We start from the raw sequence: 20,956 nt of genomic DNA on the forward strand, positions 1-20,956 counted from the left end.
ACATCTAAAATATCATGATTGACATTTCGCACTACGAAGCCTGGTTCATCACCGGCAGCCAGCACCTGTACGGTCCCGAAACCCTGGAGCAAGTGGCCCAGCACTCGCAGCAGATTGCCGCGGAGTTTGGCACCAAGCTGCCCATCAAAATCGTGTACAAGCCCGTGCTGACGGGCCCCGCCGAGATTTACAAGCTGATGCAGGAGGCCAACACCACGGAGAACTGCGTGGGCCTCATTGCCTGGATGCACACCTTCTCGCCGGCCAAAATGTGGATCAACGGCTTGAAGATTCTGCAGAAGCCACTGGCGCACCTGCACACGCAGTTCAACCGCGACATTCCGTGGGCCGACATCGACATGGATTTCATGAACACCAACCAATCGGCGCACGGCGACCGGGAGTTTGGCTTCATCGGCACGCGCATGCGCCTGAACCGCAAGGTAATAGTGGGCCACTGGCAGAGCGCCGACGTGCACGAGCGCCTCAGCATTTGGAGCCGCGTGGCCTGCGCCTGGGCCGATTGGCAGGGGGCCCACTTCGTGCGCTTCGGCGACAACATGCGCTACGTGGCCGTGACCGAGGGCGACAAGGTGGAAGCTGAAATCAAGTTCGGCTACGAGGTGAACACCTACGGCATCGGTGACTTGGTGGCCGAGGTAAATGCCGTGACCGACGAGCAGATTGCTGGCCTGGTGGCTACCTACGAGCAGGAATACGAGCTGGGCGACAACCTGAAAGAAGGCGGCGAGAAGCGCGAGAGCCTGCGCGACGCGGCCCGCATCGAGCTGGGCATGCGCAAGTTCCTAACCGACCGCAACGCCAAGGGCTTCACCGACACCTTCGAGGACCTGCACGGCATGAAGCAGCTGCCCGGCATTGCCACCCAGCGCCTGATGGCCGACGGCTACGGCTTCGGCGGCGAGGGCGACTGGAAAACCTCGGCCCTGGTGCGCGCCATGAAGGTGATGGGCGCCGGCCTGCCCGGCGGCAACTCCTTCATGGAAGACTACACCTACCATTTCGCGCCTGGCAACGAGCAGGTGTTGGGTTCGCACATGCTCGAAATCTGCCCCAGCATTGCCGCAGGCAAGGTGCGCGCTGAGATTCACCCCCTGGGCATTGGCGGCAAGGAAGACCCGGTGCGCTTGGTGTTCAACTGCCCCGCCGGCCCGGCCTTGAACGCGACCCTCGTGGACATGGGCAACCGGTTCCGCATGATTGTGAACACAGTGGAGGCCGTGGCGCCCGAGCAAGACCTGCCCAACCTGCCCGTGGCCCGCGTGCTCTGGAAGGTGCACCCCGACATGAAAACCGGCCTCGCGGCCTGGATTCTGGCCGGCGGCGCCCACCACACCGGCTACAGCCAAAACCTGACCCCGGAGTACCTGGAGGACTTCGCCGAAATGGCGGGGATTGAGTTTTTGGTCATTGACGCCGACACCAAGTTGCGCACCTTCAAAAACGAGCTGCGCTACAACGAAGTGGCTTTCCGCGGCTAATACCCAACGCGCTACGGGGCCCTGGCGCCCGCTTGGGGCCCCGTAGCGCGCTTCTTTTTCCGGGCGAAGCCGCACTTCGCAGCCGACCGTTCCGCTGGCCCAAAAGCCACCGGCTCAGCATTTTCTTGCCTTCACCTTCGCGTTGCTGGCCCGGCGTTGTCCGTCACGAGCTGACATTCTCCCCACCCGTTCATAGTCCGAATTTTATGCGCTCATCCTCCCGCTTTCCTGCCTTGGCGCCCGGCTTGGCCCTGCTCGGGGCCCTCGCCGGGGGCCCCGCCGGGGCCCAAACCGCGGCCCCCGTGGCCCTCACCGTGCAAGTAAACAAGCCCGGTGCGGCCGTCAATAAGAACATGTACGGCCTGTTTTTCGAAGACATCAACTTCGCCGCTGACGGGGGCCTCTACCCCGAGCTGGTGAAGAATAAGTCGTTCGAAACCGCCCCCGCGCTGCTGGGCTGGAAGGCGTTGCAGGGCGGTGCCAACCTGGACGCCTACGCCGTGCGGGCCGAGCAGGGCGTGAGCGCCGCCAACAAGCAGTACGTGCGCCTGACCACCCGCGCCGGGGCCCCCGGCGAGGCCGGCATCGAGAACGAAGGCTTCCGCGGCATGGGCATCAAGGCGGGCGGCGAGTACACGCTTTCCTTCTACGCCCGGCGGGGCCCCGGCAGCATCGGCGGCCTCACGGCGGTGATTATGGGCGAGAAGGGCCAAGCGCTGGCCACGGCGCCCGTCACGGGCTTCACCGACCAGTGGCAGCGCTACTCGGTGGTGCTGAAGGCCACCGGCACCCTCAATAAGGCCTTCCTGAAGCTGGTGCTCAACGGCGCCGGCACGGTGGACCTGGACGTGGTGTCGCTGTTTCCGAAGGACACCTGGCAGGGCCGGCCCAACGGCCTGCGCACCGACTTGGTGCAGCTGCTCAAGGACATGAAGCCCGGCTTCCTGCGCTTCCCCGGCGGCTGCATTGTGGAGGGGCGCACCCTCTCGGAACGCTACCAGTGGAAGGAGACCATCGGCGACGTGGCCAGCCGCCAGCCGCTGATTAACCGCTGGAACATGGAGTTCAAGCACCGCTCGACGCCCGATTACTACCAGTCGTTTGGCCTGGGTTTCTACGAGTATTTCCAGCTCTCGGAAGACATCGGGGCCGAGCCGCTGCCGATTCTCAACGTGGGCATGGCCTGCCAGTTCAACTCGGGCGAGCTGGCCCCGATGGGCACCGCCAGCGCCAAGGGCGGCCCCAACGCGGAGGGCGCGGGGGCCCCCGGCGCCGCTACTAGCGACCCGTCGCTGGACGTGTTCATCCAGGACGCGCTCGACCTGGTGGAGTTTGCCAACGGCCCGGCCAGCAGCCCCTGGGGCGCCAAGCGCGTGGCCATGGGCCACCCCGCGCCCTTCAACCTGAAGATGATCGGCATCGGCAACGAGCAGTGGGGGCCCCAGTACCTGGAGCGCTACGAGCCGTTTGCCAAGGCCTTGAAGGCCAAGTACCCCAACATTGAAATCGTGAGCAGCGCGGGCCCCTCGCCCGACGGCGAATTGTTTGACAAGGCCAGCAAGCGCCTGGGCGAGCTGAACGCCGAGTACGTGGACGAGCACTACTACGCCAAGGCCGACTGGTTCCGCCAGAACGTGGGCCGCTACGACAACTACGCCCGCAAGGGGCCCAAAATCTTCGCCGGCGAGTACGCCGCCCAGAGCGTTTCCACCGGCAGCCCCGACAACAAGAACACCTGGGACTGCGCCATTTCCGAGGCCGCCTTTATGACCGGCCTGGAGCGCAACGCCGACGTGGTGGGCATGGCCAGCTACGCCCCGCTCTTCGCCAACGTGGACGCCTGGCAGTGGACGCCCGACATGATCTGGTTCGACAACCTGAACTCGTACGGCTCGCCGAGCTACTACGTGCAGAAAATGTACGCCCTCAACAAGGGCACCCAGGTGCTACCCGTGACCATGCCCGGCGGCGCCAAAAATGGCACCGATAACCTCTTCGCCAGCGCCGTAGCCGACGACAAGGCCGGCGACGTGGTGGTGAAGCTGGTGAACTACTCCAGCAGCCCACGGGCGGTCAGCATTAACCTGGCCGGGGCCAAAAAGCTCGGCAAAACCGGCCGCGCCCAGGTGATGGCCAGCGCCGACCTGCAAACCCAGAACAGCCTGCAAGAGCCCAAAAAGCTCGCCCCGCAGGAATCGTCCTTCGCCGTGCGCGGCTCGACGGTGAGCTACACCCTGGCCCCCAATTCCTTCACGGTGCTGCGGGTGGCAGGCAAAAAATAGGGCCCCGGCGGGCAATGGCTGGTTGGGAAAAGGCGGTCATACCCATCTAGCGTCCGCGTAATCGAAGAATCTCTTCCGCTGGGTAAATCAATTACTACCGCGGAAAAGATGCTTCGCTGCGCGGACGCCAGATGAGCATGACCGTTTCGATAATACAACGTTTCAACACAACGTCTTACCAATTCCCAAGTGGCCGCGCTCCTTTCCTCTTTTACCCAAAAATTCCCATGAAGAAGCCCCTTTCCCCCTCGCTGCGCTGGAGCGGCCTGCTGGTGGCACTGCTGCTGGGCGCAACTTCTTGCAAAAAGGAGGAAACCGCCGCTTCCCCCACGCCGCCCACGCCCCCGCCCACGGTACCCACGCCCACCCCTACGGCGTTCGACATCGCCGACACCTACGCCAACGTGGCGGCGCTGGGCTCGTTGGGGCAGTGGGGGCCCTACAACGTGCACGACCCGGCCGTCATCAAGGACGACGACGGGTACTACTACATGTACAGCACCGACGTGGGCTACGGCATTTCCGATGCCGTGCTGACGCCCGGCTTGCAGGTGCGCCGCTCGAAAGACCTGGTGCAGTGGGAGTTCGTGGGCTGGGCGCTGAAGGGCCTGCCGCCGCTGGGCGTGGCCTACATCACGCAGCGCGGCGGCGTGCCCAACAAGCTGCTGTGGGCCCCCTACGTGCTGAAGGTGGGCAGCGAGTACCGCCTGTACTACTCGCTGGCGTCCAACGTGTTCAAGCTGAGCACCATCGGCCTGGCCACGGCCAGCGCGCCCACGGGGCCCTGGACGGAGAAGGGCCTGGTGGTGACCACCGATAATTCGTCGGCTGACATCACCAATGGTATCGACCCCACGGTCATCGTCGACCAGCAGGGCCAGCACCGCATATACTACGGCTCGGCCTTCGACGGCATTCACGTGGTGAAGCTCGACGCGGCCACCGGCCTGAACGCCACGCCCGGCGACCGGGGCCCCCGCATTGCCCAGCGCGGCTCCACGGGCGGCCAGATTAACGGCAACATCGAGGGCCCCGAAATCGTCTACAACAAGGAACAGGGCAAGTATTACTTGTTCATTTCCTACGACTGGCTCCAAACCAAGTACAACGTGCGCGTGGGCCGCGCCAATTCGCCGCAGGGGCCCTTCCTCGATTTCCGGGGCCGCGACCTCAACCTGGCCGAAGACCACGGGCCGATGATTTTGGCGCCCTACCAGTTTGAGGGCCACAGCGGCTGGCAGGGCACGGGCCACTGCGGCGTGTTCAGCGACGGCAACGGCCAGTACTACATGGCCCACCAGGGCCGGCCGGGCATCGACTCGTACTACATGGACCTGCACGTGCGCAAGATTTTCTGGACGCCCTCGGGCTGGCCGGTGGTGTCGCCCGAGCGCTACGCCGGCGAAGACAACAGCGCCGTGGCCCCGGCCGACCTGGCGGGCACCTGGGAGCAAATCACGCTCAACTACATCGTCATTCCGGGCTATGGCAACGAGCAGCTCACGCCCAACTTCCAGTACAGCACCGCCCTCACGCTGGCCGCCGACGGCACCTTTGGCGGCGCCACCGCCGGCACCTGGGCCTACGCCGCGCCCTGGCTGACGCTGCGCTTCGCCAACGGCACCAGCGCCCCGGTGTACGTGTAGAAAGGCCGCGACTGGGAAAATAAGAAATCCACCCTTGTCTTCACCGGCCTCGACAACAACGGGACGGCCATCTGGGGCAAGAAAAAATAGGGCCCCGGCTTACCGGAATTATTCAAAACTGCAATTTCTATCGGCGCCGGGACCCGGCGCTTACACGGCGGTGGACGGCGGCGTTCTGGCGCGGCCCACCGCCTTTTTTTTAGCGAATGAACCGACTGCGTAACCTCTTGCTCGGCGGCGCTTGCGCCCTGAGCAGCACCGCCCCCGCGCTGGCCCAACAGGCCGCCCCCAAAGCCGACTTCCACCAGTGGGCCCCCACGCCGCCCATGGGCTGGAACAGCTGGGACTGCTACGGCCCCACCGTGACCGAGGCCGAAACCAAGGCCAACGCCGACTACATGGCCAAAAACCTCAAAAGCAGCGGATGGGAGTACGTGGTGGTGGACATTCGCTGGTACGTGGGCAACGACACGGCCCACGGCTACAACGAGAAAGACCCGGCCTGGAACATTGATGCGTACGGCCGCTTCGTGCCCGCGCCCAACCGGTTTCCGTCGGCGGCCGGCGGCAAGGGCTTCAAGCCGTTGGCCGATTACCTGCACGCCAAGGGCCTAAAATTCGGCATTCACCTCATGCGCGGCGTGCCCGTCATCGCCGTGCAGCGCAAGCTGCCCATCAAGGGCACGAAGCTGACGGCGGCCGACATCTACAGCCCCGACGGGCAGGCGGCGTGGCTGCACGACATGTACACGGTGGTGCCCACCCGGCCGGGGGCCCAGGAATACTACAACTCCCTGTTTGAGCTGTACGCCGCCTGGGGCGTGGATTTCGTAAAAATCGACGACCTCTCGGAGCCCTACCACGCGGGCGAAATCGAGCTGATTCGCAAGGCCATCGACCGCACGGGCCGCAAAATCGTGTTCAGCATGTCGCCCGGCGAAACGCCCATTGCCGACGCCAAGCACGCCCAGCAGCACGCCAACCTGTGGCGCACCGTGGGCGATTTTTGGGACAGCTGGGAGCAGCTCAAGGAGCACTTCGCGGTGTGTGAGCGCTGGGCCCAATACATTATGCCCGGGGCGTGGCCCGACGCCGACATGCTGCCGCTGGGCCGCCTGGGCATCCGGGCCGAGCGTGGCGACGACCGCCAAACCCGCTTCACGAAGGACGAGCAGCGCACGCTGATGACGCTGTGGAGCATCTTCCGCTCGCCGCTGATGTTCGGCGGTGACCTGCCCAGCAGCACGCCGGCCACGCTGGCCCTGATAACCAACCCGCGCGTGCTGGCCGTGAACCGCGCCAGCGCCCACAACCGCCAGCTGTTCCGGCGCGGCGACCTAGTGGGCTGGGTGGCCGACGACCCCAAAACCGGCGACCGGTTCTTAGCCCTCTTCAACGCCCAGGACCAGGAGCTGGCGCCCGCCACCGACGCGGCGGCCAGCAGCCCGCTCATCAACCGCCAGGGGCCCCAGGCCAAGCTCGACGTGGACATTACGGGGGCCCAAAAGCTGTACTTGAACGTGCGCGACGGCGGCGACGGCACCGCCTGGGACCACGCCGACTGGCTGAACCCTACGCTGACCAACGGCGCGGGCAAAACCTTGGCCCTGAGCACGCTGCCATGGACCTCAGCCACCGCCGGCTGGGGCCAAGCCACGGCCAACAAAAGCGTCAGCGGGGGCCCCCTGCTGGTGGCCGGCCAAACCTACGCCGCCGGCGTGGGCACCCACGCCAACTCCATCATCGCCTACGATTTGCCGGCTGGCTACACGCGCTTCACGGCCACCGTGGGGCTTGACCAGGCCGCGGCGGGGCAAAACACCGGCGGCACGTTCCAGGCGCTGGTGTTCACCAAGAGCCCGTTCCGGCCCGCGCCCGCCGACTCGGTGCAGGTGCCGGTGACGCTGACCGAGTTGGGCGTGCCACGCGGCAGCCGCGTGCAGGACCTGTGGAGCGGCCGGGCCCTGGGGCCCCTGAACGGCGATTTTGCGCCTTACATTCGGCGGCACGGGGCGGGTTTCTACCGGATTTCCCGGCCCGCGGCGGGCAAGTAAGCCCGCCGGCGCCCGCCCGCTTATTCGCCCAATCGTTTAGTGATGAGAGTTTCCCGCGTTTTTCACTGGTTGCTAGTTGCCCTGCCCCTCGCCGCCCGCGCCCAGGGCGCGCCCCCGCCCATCGTCGTCGAAACTGCGCACGTGAGCCTGGTGCTGGCCGTGGGCAACAACCAGAAGCTCTACCAAACCTACCTGGGGCCCCGGCTGGCCACCGCCGCCGAGTACCAGGCCCTGCCCCAGCGCCACGAGGCCTACCCGCCCGCTGGCACAGACAACCTGTTTGAGCCCGCCCTGCGCGTGGTGCACGCCGACGGCAACCCCGGCCTGGCCCTGGCCTTCGCGGGCGTGGAAACCGCCCAAACCGGTGCCGGCGCCACCACGACCACCGTGCGCCTGCGCGACCCCAAGTACCCGGTGGAGGTGCAGCTGCACTTCGTGGCCTACCAGCGCGAAGACGTGATTAAGACCTGGACCGAGATTGTGCACCACGAGAAAAAGCCCGTGGTGCTGGCCAACTACGCCTCGGCCATGCTGCACTTCGAGGCCCCCCACTACTGGCTGACGCAGCTGCACGGCGACTGGGCCGAGGAGGGCCAGCAGCAGGAAAGCCAGCTCACCAGCGGCGTGAAGGTGCTGGACACCAAGCTCGGCACCCGCGCCGGCATGTACCAAACGCCCGCGTTCTTCCTCTCGCTCGACCGGCTGGCCACCGAAACCACCGGCGAGGTGCTGGCCGGCACCCTGGCCTGGACGGGCAACTTCCGCCTGGCCTTTGAGCTCGACAACGAGCAGGCCCTGCGCGTGTCGGCCGGCATCAACCCCTATGCCTCCGAGTACACGCTGCCGGCCGGGCAGCCGTTCGTCACGCCCGAGTTCATTTTCACCTACAGCACCCAGGGCAAGGGCCCCGCCGCCCGCAACCTGCACCGCTGGGCCCGCCAGCAGGGCGGCGTGCTCGACGGCGCCCAGCCCCGCCTCACGCTGCTCAACAACTGGGAGGCCACGTTTTTCAACTTCGACGAGCCCAAGCTCGACGCCCTGATGGGCGACGCGGCCAAGCTCGGCGTGGACCTGTTTCTGCTCGACGACGGCTGGTTTGGCAACAAGTACCCGCGCAAGGACGACGGCCAGGGCCTCGGCGACTGGCAGCCCACCACCACCAAACTGCCCCACGGCGTGGGCCACCTGGTGCAAACCGCAGCCAAGGAAGGCATCAAGTTCGGCATTTGGATTGAGCCCGAAATGGTGAACCCCAAGAGCGAGCTTTATGAGAAACACCCCGACTGGATCCTCAAGCTGCCCGGCCGCCCCGAGGACTACTACCGCAACCAGCTGGTGCTGGATTTGACCAACCCCAAGGTGCAGGATTTCGTGTACGGCGTCGTGGACGCGCAGCTCGGCCAGGGCGCGGCCTACCTCAAATGGGACTGCAACCGCATGATTACCAATGGCTATTCGCAGTACCTGGGCCGCGACCAATCGCACCTGTACGTGGACTACGTGCGGGGCCTGTACCGGGTGCTGGAGCGCGTGCGCCAGAAGTACCCGCACGTGCCCATGATGCTGTGCTCGGGCGGCGGGGCCCGGGCCGACTACGGCGGGCTGAAGTACTTCACCGAGTTTTGGCCCAGCGACGACACCGACGCCCTGGAGCGGGTGTACATCCAGTGGGGCTTCCTCAACTTCTTCCCGGCCAACACGTTGGCCAGCCACGTCACCAACTGGAACCCGCAGCAAACCCTGAAGTTCCGCACCGACGTGGCCATGATGGGTAAGCTGGGCTACGACATTGAGGTGGCCAAGATGACGCCCGCCGAGCTGCAATTCAGCCAGCAGGCCGTGAAGGACAACCGGCGCCTGGGGCCCGTCGTCGGGCAGGGCGACCTCTACAAGCTGCGCTCGCCCTACGAGGGCAACCAGGCGGCGCTGATGTACGTGGGCGAAGGCCAGCAAAAGGCGGTGCTTTTCGGCTATAACCTGCGCACCCGCTTTCACGAAACGGTGCTGCCCGTGCAGCTCCAGGGCCTGGACCCCGCCCGCCGCTACCGCCTCACCGAAATTAACCTCATGCCCGGCCAAAAGTCGGCGCTGCCCGCTAGCGGCCAGGCGTACTCCGGCGACTATTTGATGAAAGTGGGCGTTGTGGTGAGCGACCCCGAAGCCAAGGCCCTCACCAGCCACGTGCTGGAGCTTACGGCGGAATAAAAGGGGCGTTCTGCTTAAGCACACCAGCGCGCAGCAAAGCATCTTTTCCGCAGCGGTAATCCAGTTGATTAGGGCCCCCAGGCCATCGTGCTGAGCTGGCCGAAGCATCTCTTCCGCAGCAGTAAACCTGATTAGTTGCGCTAAAAAGATGCTTCGGCTGCGCGCACGCCAGATGAGCATGACGTTCTATTTTCAGCAGGACTATTCTTATTCAAGGCCAAGAATTTCACTTCCCACCCCGCCCACTATGTGCTCCCCCAAATCCTTTCTGCTCGTGCTTGGCCTGGGCGGCACCTTGTCTGCCGGGGCCCAAACCCGGCTCGACTACCCCATTCAGGCCGTGCCGTTTACGCAGGTGAAGCTGGCCGACGACTTCTGGCTACCGCGGCTGAAGACGAACACCGACGTGACCATTCCGGCCTCGTTTGCGCGCTGCGAGAGTACGAATCGGGTGAAGAACTTTGAGATGGCCGCCGCCCACCAGGGCAAGTTTGCCACCACCTATCCATTCGATGATACGGACATTTACAAGACCATCGAGGGGGCCTCGTACTCGATGAGCCTGTACCCCGACGCCAAGCTGCAAGCCTATGTGGATGAGCTAATTGCCAAGGTGGGCGCGGCCCAGGAGCCCGACGGCTACCTCTACACTGCCCGCACCATCGACCCCGCCCACCCGCAAAAATGGGCCGGCCAAGCCAGATGGGAAAAAGAGCGCGAGCTGAGCCACGAGCTCTACAACGCCGGCCACCTGTACGAGGCCGCCGCGGCCCACTACCAGGCCACGGGCCAGAAAAACCTGCTCACCATCGCCCTCAAAAACGCCGACCTGGTCTGCTCGGTGTTCGGGCCCGGCAAGCGCAGCGTGGCCCCGGGCCACGAAATCGTGGAAATGGGCCTCGTGAAGCTTTACCGCGTCACGGGCCAGGCTAAGTACCTCAGCACGGCCAAGTTCTTCCTGGAGGCCCGCGGCCACTACCCCGGCTACGACCCCAAAAGCACCGACACCTGGAAAAACGGCTCGTACTGGCAGGACGACAAGCCCGTGGTGGACCAGCGCGAGGCCGAGGGCCACGCCGTGCGCGCCGAATACTTATACTCGGCCATGGCCGACGTGGCCGCCCTTACCGGCGACAAGCAAATGCTGGCGGCCGTGGATAGCATCTGGAACAACCTGGTGGCCAAGAAGATGTACGTGCAGGGCGGTACCGGCGCCGCCGGCGACGGCGAGCGGTTTGGGGCCAACTACGAGCTGCCCAACGCCACGGCCTACAACGAAACCTGCGCCTCGGTGGCCGACGTGTTCTGGAACCAGCGCATGTTCCAGCTCCACGGCGAGAGCAAGTACGTGGACGTGCTGGAGAAGGTGCTCTACAATGGCCTGATTTCGGGTGTGGGCCTGGATGGCAAGTCGTTCTTCTACTCCAACGCCATGCAGATCCGCAACGGCCAGCGCTACCACGACACCGAGCCGGCACGCGCGGGCTGGTTTGAGTGCTCGTGCTGCCCCACCAACCTGGTGCGCCTCATGCCCGCGCTGCCCGGCTACGTGTACGCCCAGCGCGGGAGCGACCTCTACGCCAATCTGTTCATCAGCGGCACTACCAACCTGGTAATCAACAAGAAAAAGGTGCAGCTGGAGCAGCAGAACAACTACCCCTGGGCCGGCGACCTGCGCTTCGTGGTGCGGCCCGCGGGGGCCCCGGCCGCGTTCAACCTGCTGGTGCGCATCCCCGGCTGGGCTCGGGGCGCGGCCATGCCCTCCGACCTTTACACCTTCGCCGGGGGCCCCGTGGCGGCCCCGGTGCGCATCACCGTCAACGGCCAGCCGGTGGCCTACGCCATGAAAAACGGCTACGCCGTGCTGGCCCGCACCTGGCGCAAAAACGACGTGGTGGCCGTGACCCTGCCCCTGGAAACCCGCACCGTGCAGGCCAACGCCCGCGTGCTCGACGACCGCGGCAAGGTGGCTTTGCAGCGGGGGCCCCTGGTGTACTGCGCCGAGTGGGCCGACAACGACGGCCGGACCAGCAACATCATCGTGCCGGCCGGCACCGCGTTCACGCCGGTAGCCAAGCCCCAGCTGCTCAACGGCATCACCGCCCTCACGGCCACCGTGCCGGTGGTGCGCGTCGATGCGGCCGCCAACAGCGTCAGCACCGCGCCGCGCACACTCACGGCCATCCCGTACTACGCCTGGGCCAACCGCGGCAAGGGCGAAATGACCGTCTGGTTTCCCGCCCAGGTTACCGACGTAGACCTATTGAGCCAGCCGCCCGCCGCCGACAAGGCCGCAGGCAAGTAATTGCTTATTGAAGAAGCTATTTAAAGTAGTCAAAGGATAAAGCAGGCGGTCATGCTCGTCTGGCGTCCGCGCATTAAAGTGCAATGGGGCCCCGCTGCGTTTTGTATCCCACAAGCTGCGGTTTGTATAGCCGGGGCCTCGGGCCGCGCGCGGACCTTTGCGGGGCCCCGGCGGTAGCTGCCGGGGCCCTAACCTAACCTTTGCACCGCACTTTATGTCCCTCACCAACTACCGCACCCTGGGCCGCTCCGGCCTAGTGGTCAGCCCACTCGCCCTGGGCACCATGACGTTTGGCACCCAGCGCTGGGGCTCGGCCGACGATGTATCACAAGCCATTTTTGATGCCTACGTTGACGGCGGCGGCAATTTTATTGACACCGCCGACGTGTACGCCGGTGGGCGCAGCGAGGAGCTGCTGGGCGGCTACGTGGCCGCCCGCGGCCTGCGCGACCGGCTAGTGCTGGCCACCAAGTTCGGCTTCAACGGCCAGGCCGGCAACCCCCACGGCGGCGGCAACGGCCGCAAAAACATCTATAGGGCCCTGGAAGGCAGCCTGCGCCGGCTGAAAACCGACTACGTGGATATGTACTACCTGCACGCCTGGGACGCGGTGACGCCCGCCGACGAGGTGCTCCAAACCCTGGGCGACCTGGTACGGGCCGGCAAAATCCGCTACTTCGGCCTCTCCGACATGCCCGCCTGGTACGCCACCCAGCTGGCCACGCTGGCCGCCACCCACGCCGTGCCGGGCCCCGTGGCCATGCAGCTCGAGTACTCGCTCGTGGAGCGCACCATCGAGCGCGAGTACGTGCCCGCCGCCCGCGCCCTGGGCCTGGGCATTGTGCCGTGGAGCCCGCTGGCGGCCGGTTTCCTGGCCGGCAAGTACCAGCGCGAGGGCGCCGGGGCCACCGGCGAGGGCCGCCTCACCGGTCCCAACCCGTTCGGCAACAGCAAGTTTACGGAGCGCAACTGGGCTGTACTCGACGCGCTGCGGGCGGTGGCGACGCAGGCCGGCCAGCCGCTGGCGCAGGTGGCGCTGGCCTGGGCCGCGGCGCAGCCGGGCGTCAGCTCGCTTATCATCGGAGCCAGCAAAACGGCGCAGCTGGCCGACAACGTGGCCGCGCTCGACGTGCGCCTCACGCCCGCGCAGCTGGGGGCCCTGGCCGAGGCCAGCGCGCCCGAGCCCACCTTCCCCTACCCCATTTTCGGGCCGGCCGTGAACCGCGGCATCTTCGGCGGCCACACCGTGGAGGGCTGGCAGTAGGGCCCCGGCGCGGCGTTTTGTATACCACAAACCGCGGTTTGTGTAGCCGGGGCCCCGGGGCTCGCCCGGACCTTTGTATGGTAGAGCAGCAAGCTTTATCCTACCTTCCAACCATCACATTATGAGCACCATCAAACAAGTAGCCTTGGGTAGCCAGGGCCTCACCGTATCCGTCGAAGGCCTGGGCTGCATGGGCATGACGGGCGGCGTGAACGGCATGAGCGTGTACGGCGCCGCCGACGAAGCCGAGAGCCTCGCTACCCTGGATAGGGCCCTGGAGCTGGGCGTGACCATGCTCGACACGGCCGACCTCTACGGCCCGATGCACAACGAGCGCCTTGTGGGCCGCGCCATCGCCGGCCGGCGCGACCGGTTCACCGTCGCCACCAAGTTCGGCTTCGAAGTGGACGACGCCGAAAACTGGACCGGCGGCTACAACGGCCGGCCCGAGTATGTGCGCAAGTCCATCGAACGCTCGCTGCGCAACCTGGGCACCGACTACATCGACCTCTACTACCTGCACCGCGTGGACCCCGCCACCCCCGTCGAGGACACGGTGGGCGCCATGAGCCGCCTCGTGGAAGAGGGCAAAGTGCGCTACCTGGGCCTGAGCGAAGTATCGGCCGACGTGCTGCGCCGCGCCCACGCCGTGCACCCCCTTTCGGCCCTCGAAACCGAGTATTCGCTCTTCGACCGCAAAGTGGAAGAGGAAGGAATTTTGCAGGCCACCCGCGACTTGGGCATCGGCTTCGTGGCGTATTCGCCGCTGGGCCGGGGCTTTCTGTCGGGCGACATCAAGACGCCCGACGACTTCGAAGCCAGCGACTCGCGCCGCTTCTTCCCCCGCTACCAGGGCGAAAACTTCTACAAAAACCTGGAGCTGGTGGAGAAGCTCAAAACCCTGGCCGCCACCAAGGGCGTGACGGCCGCGCAGCTGGCCCTGGCCTGGGTGCTGGCCCAGGACGTGGTGGTGATTCCAGGCACCAAGCGCCGCAAGTACTTGGAGGCCAACGTCGATGCGGCCAGCATCGTCCTCACCCCGGCCGAGCTGGGGGCCCTCGACGCCATCATGCCGGTGGGCAGCGCGGCCGGTGCGGCGTACCCAGCTGGGTTTTAGGGCCCTGGGCAGCAAATAGCCCCGGCCGGCCCTTGGAGCCCCGGCCGGGGCTTACTTGCCGTTGCACCAGCACAACCAAACCAGCACCGATGCACGACTACGTGGGCTACTGCGCAGTGAATGTGGAAGACAAGTCGCTGAACTTGAGCTTCCCGCTGGCGGTGCTGTACCCCAGCAGTACCCCGGGCCGGCCGGAGCGCCTGGGGCCCTACGAGCTGAACGTCGCGCTAGGGGCCCCGCCCAAAGCTGGCGCGTGGCCACTGGTGCTGCTCTCGCACGGCGGCGGCAGCACCCCGCTGGTGTACCGCACGCTGGCCCACGCCCTGGCCCGCCGCGGGTTCGTGGTGGGCCTGCCGGAGCACCCCTTCAACCACCTCGGCAACAACGCCTGGGAGTACACCGCCCAAAACCTGGTGGCCCGCCCCCACCACCTCCGGCTGGCCGCCGATGCGCTGCTCCACCACCCGCCGTTTGCGGCCGTGCTCAAGCCCAACGCCGTGGCACTCATTGGCCACTCGATGGGCGGCTACGCAGCCCTCGCCGCGGCGGGCGGCGCGCCCATGACGGGGCCGCGGGAGTCGCCGGCTGGGGCCCCCGAGCCCGTGGCCACCGTGGCCGACGGGCGCGTGCGGGCCCTGGTGCTGCTGGCCCCGGCCACGGCGTGGTTCAGCCACCCGGGGGCCCTGCGCCGGGTGCACGCGCCCATTCTGCTGCTCACGGCCGAGCACGACGCCCACACGCCCCCCGTCTACGCGCAGCTGGTGCGCGACGGGGTGCCCAACCCAGCCCGGCTCACGCACCGGGTGGTGGCCAACGCCGGCCATTTCTCCTTCCTAAGTCCATTCCCGGCGGCGCGAATCAGCCCAGATTTTCCGCCGTCGCAAGACCCGCCAGGTTTTGACCGGGCCCGCTTTCACGACGCGCTGCCGGCGGAAATAGCCGCTTTTCTGGCGCTGCACGTTTAACCCTAACTTTGCTCTATGAAACACGCAGCCAAAGACTTCCGCGTGCTGGCCTCGGTGTCGGACTTCACCCAGCACTTTGGGTTTCCGAGCCCGGCGCACCCGCTGTTCACCGTCATCGACCTGGCCCAGCACCGCGGGGCCCCGGCGCCGCCCCTGGCGGGCCCGGCGTTTCGGCAGCTCTACATCATTGCGCTGAAGAAAAACCTGAAGGGCACCATCCAGTACGGCCACCGCGACTACGATTTCAGCGAGGGCGTGCTGGCATTTTACGCGCCCGGGCAAATGTGCGAGAACAACGAGACGGTGGACACGTCAGAGCTCAGCGGCTGGATGCTGGTCTTCCACCCCGACCTGCTGCACAAGTACCCGCTGGCCCAGAAAATCGCCGGCTACGGCTTTTTTTCCTACCAGGTGCACGAGGCCCTACACCTCTCGGCCCGCGAGGAAGCCATGGTCGACGGCGTGCTGCACAGCATCCGGCTCGAATACAACCAGCCCACCGACGGCTTCAGCCAGGACGTGCTGGTGTCGCAGCTCGACGTGCTGCTCAACTACGCCAACCGCTTCTACCACCGGCAGTTCCTCACGCGCCGGCCCGCCGCGCACGACCTGCTCAGCAGCTTCGAGGCGCTGCTGGCCGCCTACTTTGCCCAGGGCGGCGAGCAGCCGCTGCCCACCGTGCAGCACTTCGCCGACGCGCTGCACGTGTCGCCAGCCTACCTCAGCGACCTGCTGCGCTCCCTCACCGGCCAGAACACGCAGCAGCACATCCACCACGCCCTCATCGAGCGGGCCAAGCAGCTGCTGCTCAGCACCTCACTCACTGTCAACGAAACCGCTTTCCGTCTCGGCTTCGAGTACCCGCAGTACTTCAGCCGCCTGTTTAAAAGCAAAACCGGCCGCACCCCCGCAGCCTTCCGCCTCTCGGCCAATTAGCTCATAAACAGCAGGCTTGCAGTTGCTTGTGTGCCTAAGCCAAAACAAGGTCGTCATGCTTCGCTGCGCGCTGCATGACGACCTTGTTTTGCTAGCGGCGTGACGCGAACGCGCCCGGGGCCCTAAAAGCGAGTAGCCTACTTGGCGGGCTGCACGCCCTCGGTCGTCATTTGCACGCGCTTGATGGTGCCGTCGGGGTTGTAGTTGAGGTAATCGATGCACACCGAGCGGCGGAAGCTGCCGCCGTGCTCGTTCATCCCGCCGTTGTGGTAAATGAAGTACGACTTGCCCTTGAAGTCGATGATGGCCTGGTGGTTGGTGTTGCTGTTGCCGGCCAGCTCGTTCAAGATGCCCTTGTACTGCCAGGGGCCCTCTACGCTGCGGCTCATGGCGTAGGCAATCTTTTCGGGGAATTCGGTGGCGTAGCTCAGGTAGTACCAGCCGTTGTGCTGGTGCACCCAGGGCGCCTCCGTGAAGCGCGGCAGCCCGGTCACGTTCATGATGGGCCCGTCCAGTTCGGTCATGTTGGCCTTGAGCTTGGCGTAGTGGCAGTTGGTGTTGCCCCAAAACAGGTAGGCCTGGCCCTTGGCGTCAACAATCACCGTGGGGTCGATGTCGTCCCAAGTGATTTTGCTTTCCGTCATGTCGTTGGTAATCAGCGCCGAGCCGCGGGCATCCTTAAAGGGCCCCGCCGGGTTGTCGGCCACCGCCACCCCGATGGCCTTGCCGCGCACGGTGCCGTGCTCCACGGCCGCGTACCAGTAAAACTTGCCGTTGCGGGCAATCACCTGCGAGGCCCAAGCGTCGTCCTTAGCCCAGGCAAAGTCGCTGACCTTCAGCGGCACCGGGTGCTCGGTCCAGTGCACCATGTCGGTGGAGGAGAAGCACAGCCACTCGTGCATCACGTAGCGCTCCTGGTCGTTGGGGGCCTCGTCGTGGCCGGTGTAGAGGTACACCGTGCCGCCCTGCACCATGGCGGCGGGGTCGGCGGTGTACTTGGTTTTGATGACGGGGTTGCCGGCGGCGGCCGGCGCCGCGGCGGGGCCCTGGGCCCGCGCCGGGGCCCCCAGCAGCAGGCCCAGGCCCGCCGTGGCCGCCAGCGCAAATTTGCTTAACGCGTTGCTATGCATGAAACTATGAAGGAAAAGTGTGCGAATTATTTAGCGGCCGGGGCCACCGTGGGCCAGCCCTCGGGGCCCCAGGCCAGGGGTTCGATGCGCAGCTTGGGGCGGCCGTTGTCGTGGCCGTCGTAGCCGTGGAACACCAGGTAATCGGCGTTGTCGAAGCTTACCACCGCGTTGTGGCCCACCCCGAACCAGTTGGCGTCGCCCTGCAGCACGAGGGTGCCGCCGCCCTGCTCCATGGGCGTGCCGGCGCGGTCGAGGTAGGGGCCCGTCACGGCCTTGGCGCGGCCCACCACCATTTTGTAGGTGCTTTGGGGGCCCCGGCAGCAGTAATCAAACGAAGCAAAGAGGTAGTAGTAGCCGCCATGCCGGAACACGAACGGCCCTTCGATGGCCCCGTCGCCGGGCAGCGAGTCGGCCAGGGCGGCGGTGCGGGGGCGGCGGGCCAGCGTGCGCCACTGCGCGGGCACGGCCGGGCCGCCCAGGTCGGGGCGCAGTTGCACCAGCTTAATGCCGTTCCAAAACGAGCCGAAGCTCAGCCACGGCGTGCCCTGGTCGTCGCGCACCAGGTTGGGGTCGATGGCGTTCCACATATCGCGCCCGGGCACCGAAGCCACCACCTCGCCGTGGTCCACCCACTTGAAGTCGGGCGATTTTGGGTCGAGCGTTTTGTTGGTGGCCAACCCGATGGCCGAGCGGTTTTTGCCGAACGTGGAGATGGAATAAAACAGGCTGTACTGCCCGTTGGCCAGCGAGATATCGGGGGCCCAAATGTGCCCCTTGAAGCCCGGTACGGCCCGCACTGCCCAGGCCGGCGGCGCGGCGAACACGGGCGCCTCGGCGGTCCAGTGCTGCCGGTCTTTCGACGACCACACCGTGATGCCGTTGCCCGTGCCAAACAGGTAGTACGTGCCGTTCTGCCGCGTCAGCACCGGGTCGTGGATGGGGATGGCCGGCGGGGCACCCTGGGCTCCGGCCCCACGGCTAATTAACAGCAGCAGCGCCGCAAACAACCGCTTTTTCATAAGGTCTAGCGAAACATTATCGATTGTGTAAATATGTACAAATTCTGGTAATGCCTACCCCGCTTGGGGCCCATCACCAAGCACCCCGCTGTATTATTTGCTGACAACCACACATTTGATGCATATTGCGCCCTGCCAAATAAATACACCAACTACTCACAAACGTTTGCAGATAGCCTGGCAATACCTTTTTTGGTACTGCTGGGCCCGCGCCCAGGCCTAGGGTGGCCGCTGCCCGGTCCGGCCCTACATCAGTCATTCGGCGCGGCCATTCTTGCACTAACATTGCGCTAAATTTGCGGTAGCGCCGGGTTTTTCGCCCTCAGGTACCGCCCCACGCATGGCCCTTCCCAAAAAACCTTCCCCTACTTCCCCGGCCACAGTTTCGATGGCCGACCTGGCCCGTGAACTGGGCGTGTCGATGACCACCGTATCGCGCGCCCTGAGCGACCACCACAGCATCGGGGCCGCCACCAAGCAGCGGGTGCTGAAGCTGGCTAAAAAGCTCAACTACCAGCCCAACCACATGGCCGCCGCCCTGCGCCGGGGCCAGAGCCGGCTGCTGGGCGTGGTGGTGCCCTACATCGAAGGCAAGTTTTTTCCCTCTGTCATTCAAGGCATTGAGCAGGCAGCCAGCAAGGCTGGGTTCAGCGTCATTGTGTGCCAGTCGCACGAAGACGTGCAGTTGGAGCGACGCAACGTAGAAACGCTGCTCAACGCCCAGGTGGCGGGCGTGCTGGTGTCGCTGGCGCGCAACACCCAAGAGTTTCACCACTTCGACAAGGTGCGGGGCCGGGGCATTCCGCTGGTATTTTTCGACCGGATTCCGGCCGGCGAGCAGGTGAATTCGGTGGTGCTGGACGACCACGCGGGGGCCCTGCAAGCCACCAGCCACCTGCTAGCGCAGGGCTGCCGGCGCGTGGCCCACCTGGCGGGGCCCCAGCACCTCAACATTTACCGCCACCGCCGCCAAGGCTACCTCGACGCGCTGGCCGCCTTCGGCATTGCCCCCGACGAGGCCCTGATTGACTACTCCGACATGACCACCGAGGACGGGGCCGCGGCCATGCGCCGCCTGCTGGCCCTACCCAACCCAGTCGATGGCGTGTTTGGGGCCGGCGACTCGGCCATCCTAGGGGCCCTGCAAGCGCTTAAGGCCCAGGGCATCAGCATTCCGCGCGACGTGGCGCTGGCCGGCTTCAGCAACGAAGGCTTCACGGCCATCACCGAGCCGCGCCTCACCTCCGTTGACCAGCGGTGCGAGGAAATGGGCGAAGCCGCCGTGCGCCTGTTTCTGGAGCTGGCCGCTGCGCCCCACGCGCCGTTTGCCCAGCGCCAAGTGGTGCTCCAGCCCGAGCTATTCGTGCGCGAGTCGTCGCTGCAAGGGCAGGCCTAGGGCACAGGGCGGGTGGGTACGAGCACCGTGCGGCGGGGCGGGGCGCGGCTTTTTTTTGGGCTAAATGTGGCCGCGCAATCGTTGTCATTATGCTGCATGCATAACAAATTGCGGTCGGTGGCGTATCTTTGCCTTACTACTTCACCATCCTATCAACTACGCTGTTATGAAAAAATCCACTGCTTTCTCTTCGCTGCTGCTGCTCGGCGGCTTTGGTTCGCTGGGCTTCCTGGCGGCCCGCCTGCGCTCGCTCGATCTACGCTTCAGCCTGCACGGCGAAGACGCGGACCACTATTGCTAGCAGGGCAGCCTTTTCGCGCGGCGGCCCGTAAGGGGAACAGCCCTGCCCGGCGGCAGGGCTTTTTTGTGGCCGTTCGCGGCGCGGTGCCGACCTTTGCGGCCGGTTTTTTTCCTATCTCAACCACCCTTTTACATGACGCTTGACACCAACCAGCAGCAGGTGAGCTACATCATCGGCCGCGACCTGGCCCGCAACTTTGCCCAGCAGGGCCTGGAGCTCGACGTTGATACCCTGGCCGCCGCCCTCAAAGAAGGGCTGCAGGGCCTCCCCAGCCGCCTCACCCCCGAGCAAATGCAGGCCGCCATGCAGCAGCTGCAAGAACAGCTCGGCGGGGCCCCCGGCGGAGACGATGACGACAACGATTTAGACCCCAACACCATGGCCAACAACAAAGCCGAAGGCGAAGCCTTCCTCGCCGAAAACGCCCAGAAAGCCGGCGTCACCACGCTGCCCAGCGGCTTGCAGTACGAAATCCTCACCGAGGGCAGCGGCAAGAAGCCGACCCTGAAATCGTCGGTGACGACCCACTACCACGGCACGCTGCCCAACGGCACCGTATTCGATAGTAGCTACCAGCGCGGCCAGCCCGCCACCTTTCCCGTAAACGGCGTGATTGCCGGCTGGACCGAAGCCCTGCAGCTGATGCCCGAGGGCTCGAAGTGGCGCCTGTACATCCCCTCCGACCTGGCCTACGGCAAGCGCGGCGCTGGGCGCGACATCGGCCCCGACGCGGCCCTGGTGTTCGACGTAGAGCTGCTGAAAGTAAACAACTGAGGTCCCATCGCCGGTCCCTCCTCCGAAGCCGCTGCGGAATCTTCCGCAGCGGCTTTTGCG

14 protein-coding genes and 1 pseudogene are annotated in these 20,956 nt (G+C 65.6%); 13 read left to right on the forward strand and 2 right to left on the reverse strand.

Translation table 11 applies throughout. The features are described from left to right. Window positions 1-14: 14 nt before the first annotated feature. From araA to EAH73_RS16610, 10 genes and pseudogenes are all read left to right on the forward strand, one after another. Window positions 15-1,502: an L-arabinose isomerase gene (gene araA / locus EAH73_RS16565; RefSeq protein ID WP_140468537.1), complete on the forward strand. Its 1,488-nt coding sequence runs from the start codon at window positions 15-17 to the stop codon at window positions 1,500-1,502. A gap of 206 nt (window positions 1,503-1,708) precedes the next feature. Continuing rightward, window positions 1,709-3,784 carry an alpha-L-arabinofuranosidase C-terminal domain-containing protein gene (locus tag EAH73_RS16570; protein WP_140468539.1) on the forward strand — a complete coding sequence of 692 codons (2,076 nt, stop codon included), beginning with the start codon at window positions 1,709-1,711 and terminating at the stop codon, window positions 3,782-3,784. Window positions 3,785-4,011: 227 nt separating this feature from the next. Then, window positions 4,012-5,520: pseudogene (locus EAH73_RS16575) on the forward strand (arabinan endo-1,5-alpha-L-arabinosidase). 116 nt (window positions 5,521-5,636) lie between these two features. After that, on the forward strand, window positions 5,637-7,484 hold the full coding sequence (locus EAH73_RS16580; protein ID WP_140468543.1) for an NPCBM/NEW2 domain-containing protein: 1,848 nt from the start codon (window positions 5,637-5,639) through the stop codon (window positions 7,482-7,484). Between the two features lie 69 nt (window positions 7,485-7,553). After that, entirely contained in the window at window positions 7,554-9,689 is a 2,136-nt protein-coding gene (locus tag EAH73_RS16585; protein WP_240047300.1) for an alpha-galactosidase, read from the forward strand. 247 nt (window positions 9,690-9,936) lie between these two features. Further along, window positions 9,937-11,994, forward strand: a complete 2,058-nt coding sequence (locus tag EAH73_RS16590) for a glycoside hydrolase family 127 protein (protein WP_140468547.1) — start codon at window positions 9,937-9,939, stop codon at window positions 11,992-11,994. Between the two features lie 214 nt (window positions 11,995-12,208). Continuing rightward, entirely contained in the window at window positions 12,209-13,258 is a 1,050-nt protein-coding gene (locus EAH73_RS16595) for an aldo/keto reductase (RefSeq protein WP_140468549.1), read from the forward strand. A gap of 121 nt (window positions 13,259-13,379) precedes the next feature. Continuing rightward, window positions 13,380-14,375, forward strand: coding sequence for an aldo/keto reductase (locus EAH73_RS16600; RefSeq protein ID WP_140468551.1), 996 nt, complete (start codon window positions 13,380-13,382; stop codon window positions 14,373-14,375). A gap of 89 nt (window positions 14,376-14,464) precedes the next feature. Further along, window positions 14,465-15,340: an alpha/beta hydrolase family protein gene (locus tag EAH73_RS16605; protein ID WP_140468553.1), complete on the forward strand. Its 876-nt coding sequence runs from the start codon at window positions 14,465-14,467 to the stop codon at window positions 15,338-15,340. A gap of 15 nt (window positions 15,341-15,355) precedes the next feature. Further along, the gene (locus EAH73_RS16610; RefSeq protein WP_140468555.1) at window positions 15,356-16,276 is read left to right on the forward strand and encodes a helix-turn-helix domain-containing protein; all 921 of its coding nucleotides are present in this window, start codon (window positions 15,356-15,358) and stop codon (window positions 16,274-16,276) included. 137 nt (window positions 16,277-16,413) lie between these two features. On the opposite strand, the gene EAH73_RS16615 is transcribed toward EAH73_RS16610, so the two are convergent. Together EAH73_RS16615 and EAH73_RS16620 are read right to left on the reverse strand one after the other, a co-directional pair. Next, on the reverse strand, window positions 16,414-17,406 hold the full coding sequence (locus tag EAH73_RS16615) for a glycoside hydrolase family 43 protein (RefSeq protein ID WP_140468557.1): 993 nt from the start codon (window positions 17,404-17,406) through the stop codon (window positions 16,414-16,416). Between the two features lie 26 nt (window positions 17,407-17,432). Continuing rightward, entirely contained in the window at window positions 17,433-18,425 is a 993-nt protein-coding gene (locus EAH73_RS16620) for an arabinan endo-1,5-alpha-L-arabinosidase (protein WP_140468558.1), read from the reverse strand. Window positions 18,426-18,765: 340 nt separating this feature from the next. Here EAH73_RS16620 and EAH73_RS16625 point away from each other — a divergent pair, with 340 nt between their 5' ends. The 3 genes from EAH73_RS16625 to EAH73_RS16630 all read left to right on the forward strand — a co-directional run bounded on the left by EAH73_RS16625 (window position 18,766) and on the right by EAH73_RS16630 (window position 20,896). Next, complete coding sequence (locus EAH73_RS16625) at window positions 18,766-19,821, forward strand: LacI family DNA-binding transcriptional regulator (RefSeq protein WP_140468559.1); 1,056 nt, start codon at window positions 18,766-18,768, stop codon at window positions 19,819-19,821. Between the two features lie 166 nt (window positions 19,822-19,987). Continuing rightward, window positions 19,988-20,122, forward strand: a complete 135-nt coding sequence (locus tag EAH73_RS23915) for a hypothetical protein (RefSeq protein ID WP_262711091.1) — start codon at window positions 19,988-19,990, stop codon at window positions 20,120-20,122. Window positions 20,123-20,254: 132 nt separating this feature from the next. Beyond that, window positions 20,255-20,896, forward strand: coding sequence for an FKBP-type peptidyl-prolyl cis-trans isomerase (locus EAH73_RS16630; RefSeq protein WP_140468560.1), 642 nt, complete (start codon window positions 20,255-20,257; stop codon window positions 20,894-20,896). Window positions 20,897-20,956 lie beyond the last annotated feature (60 nt).

The sequence above is a fragment of the Hymenobacter nivis genome (assembly GCF_006439025.1).
GTDB classification, from domain to species: domain Bacteria; phylum Bacteroidota; class Bacteroidia; order Cytophagales; family Hymenobacteraceae; genus Hymenobacter; species Hymenobacter nivis_A.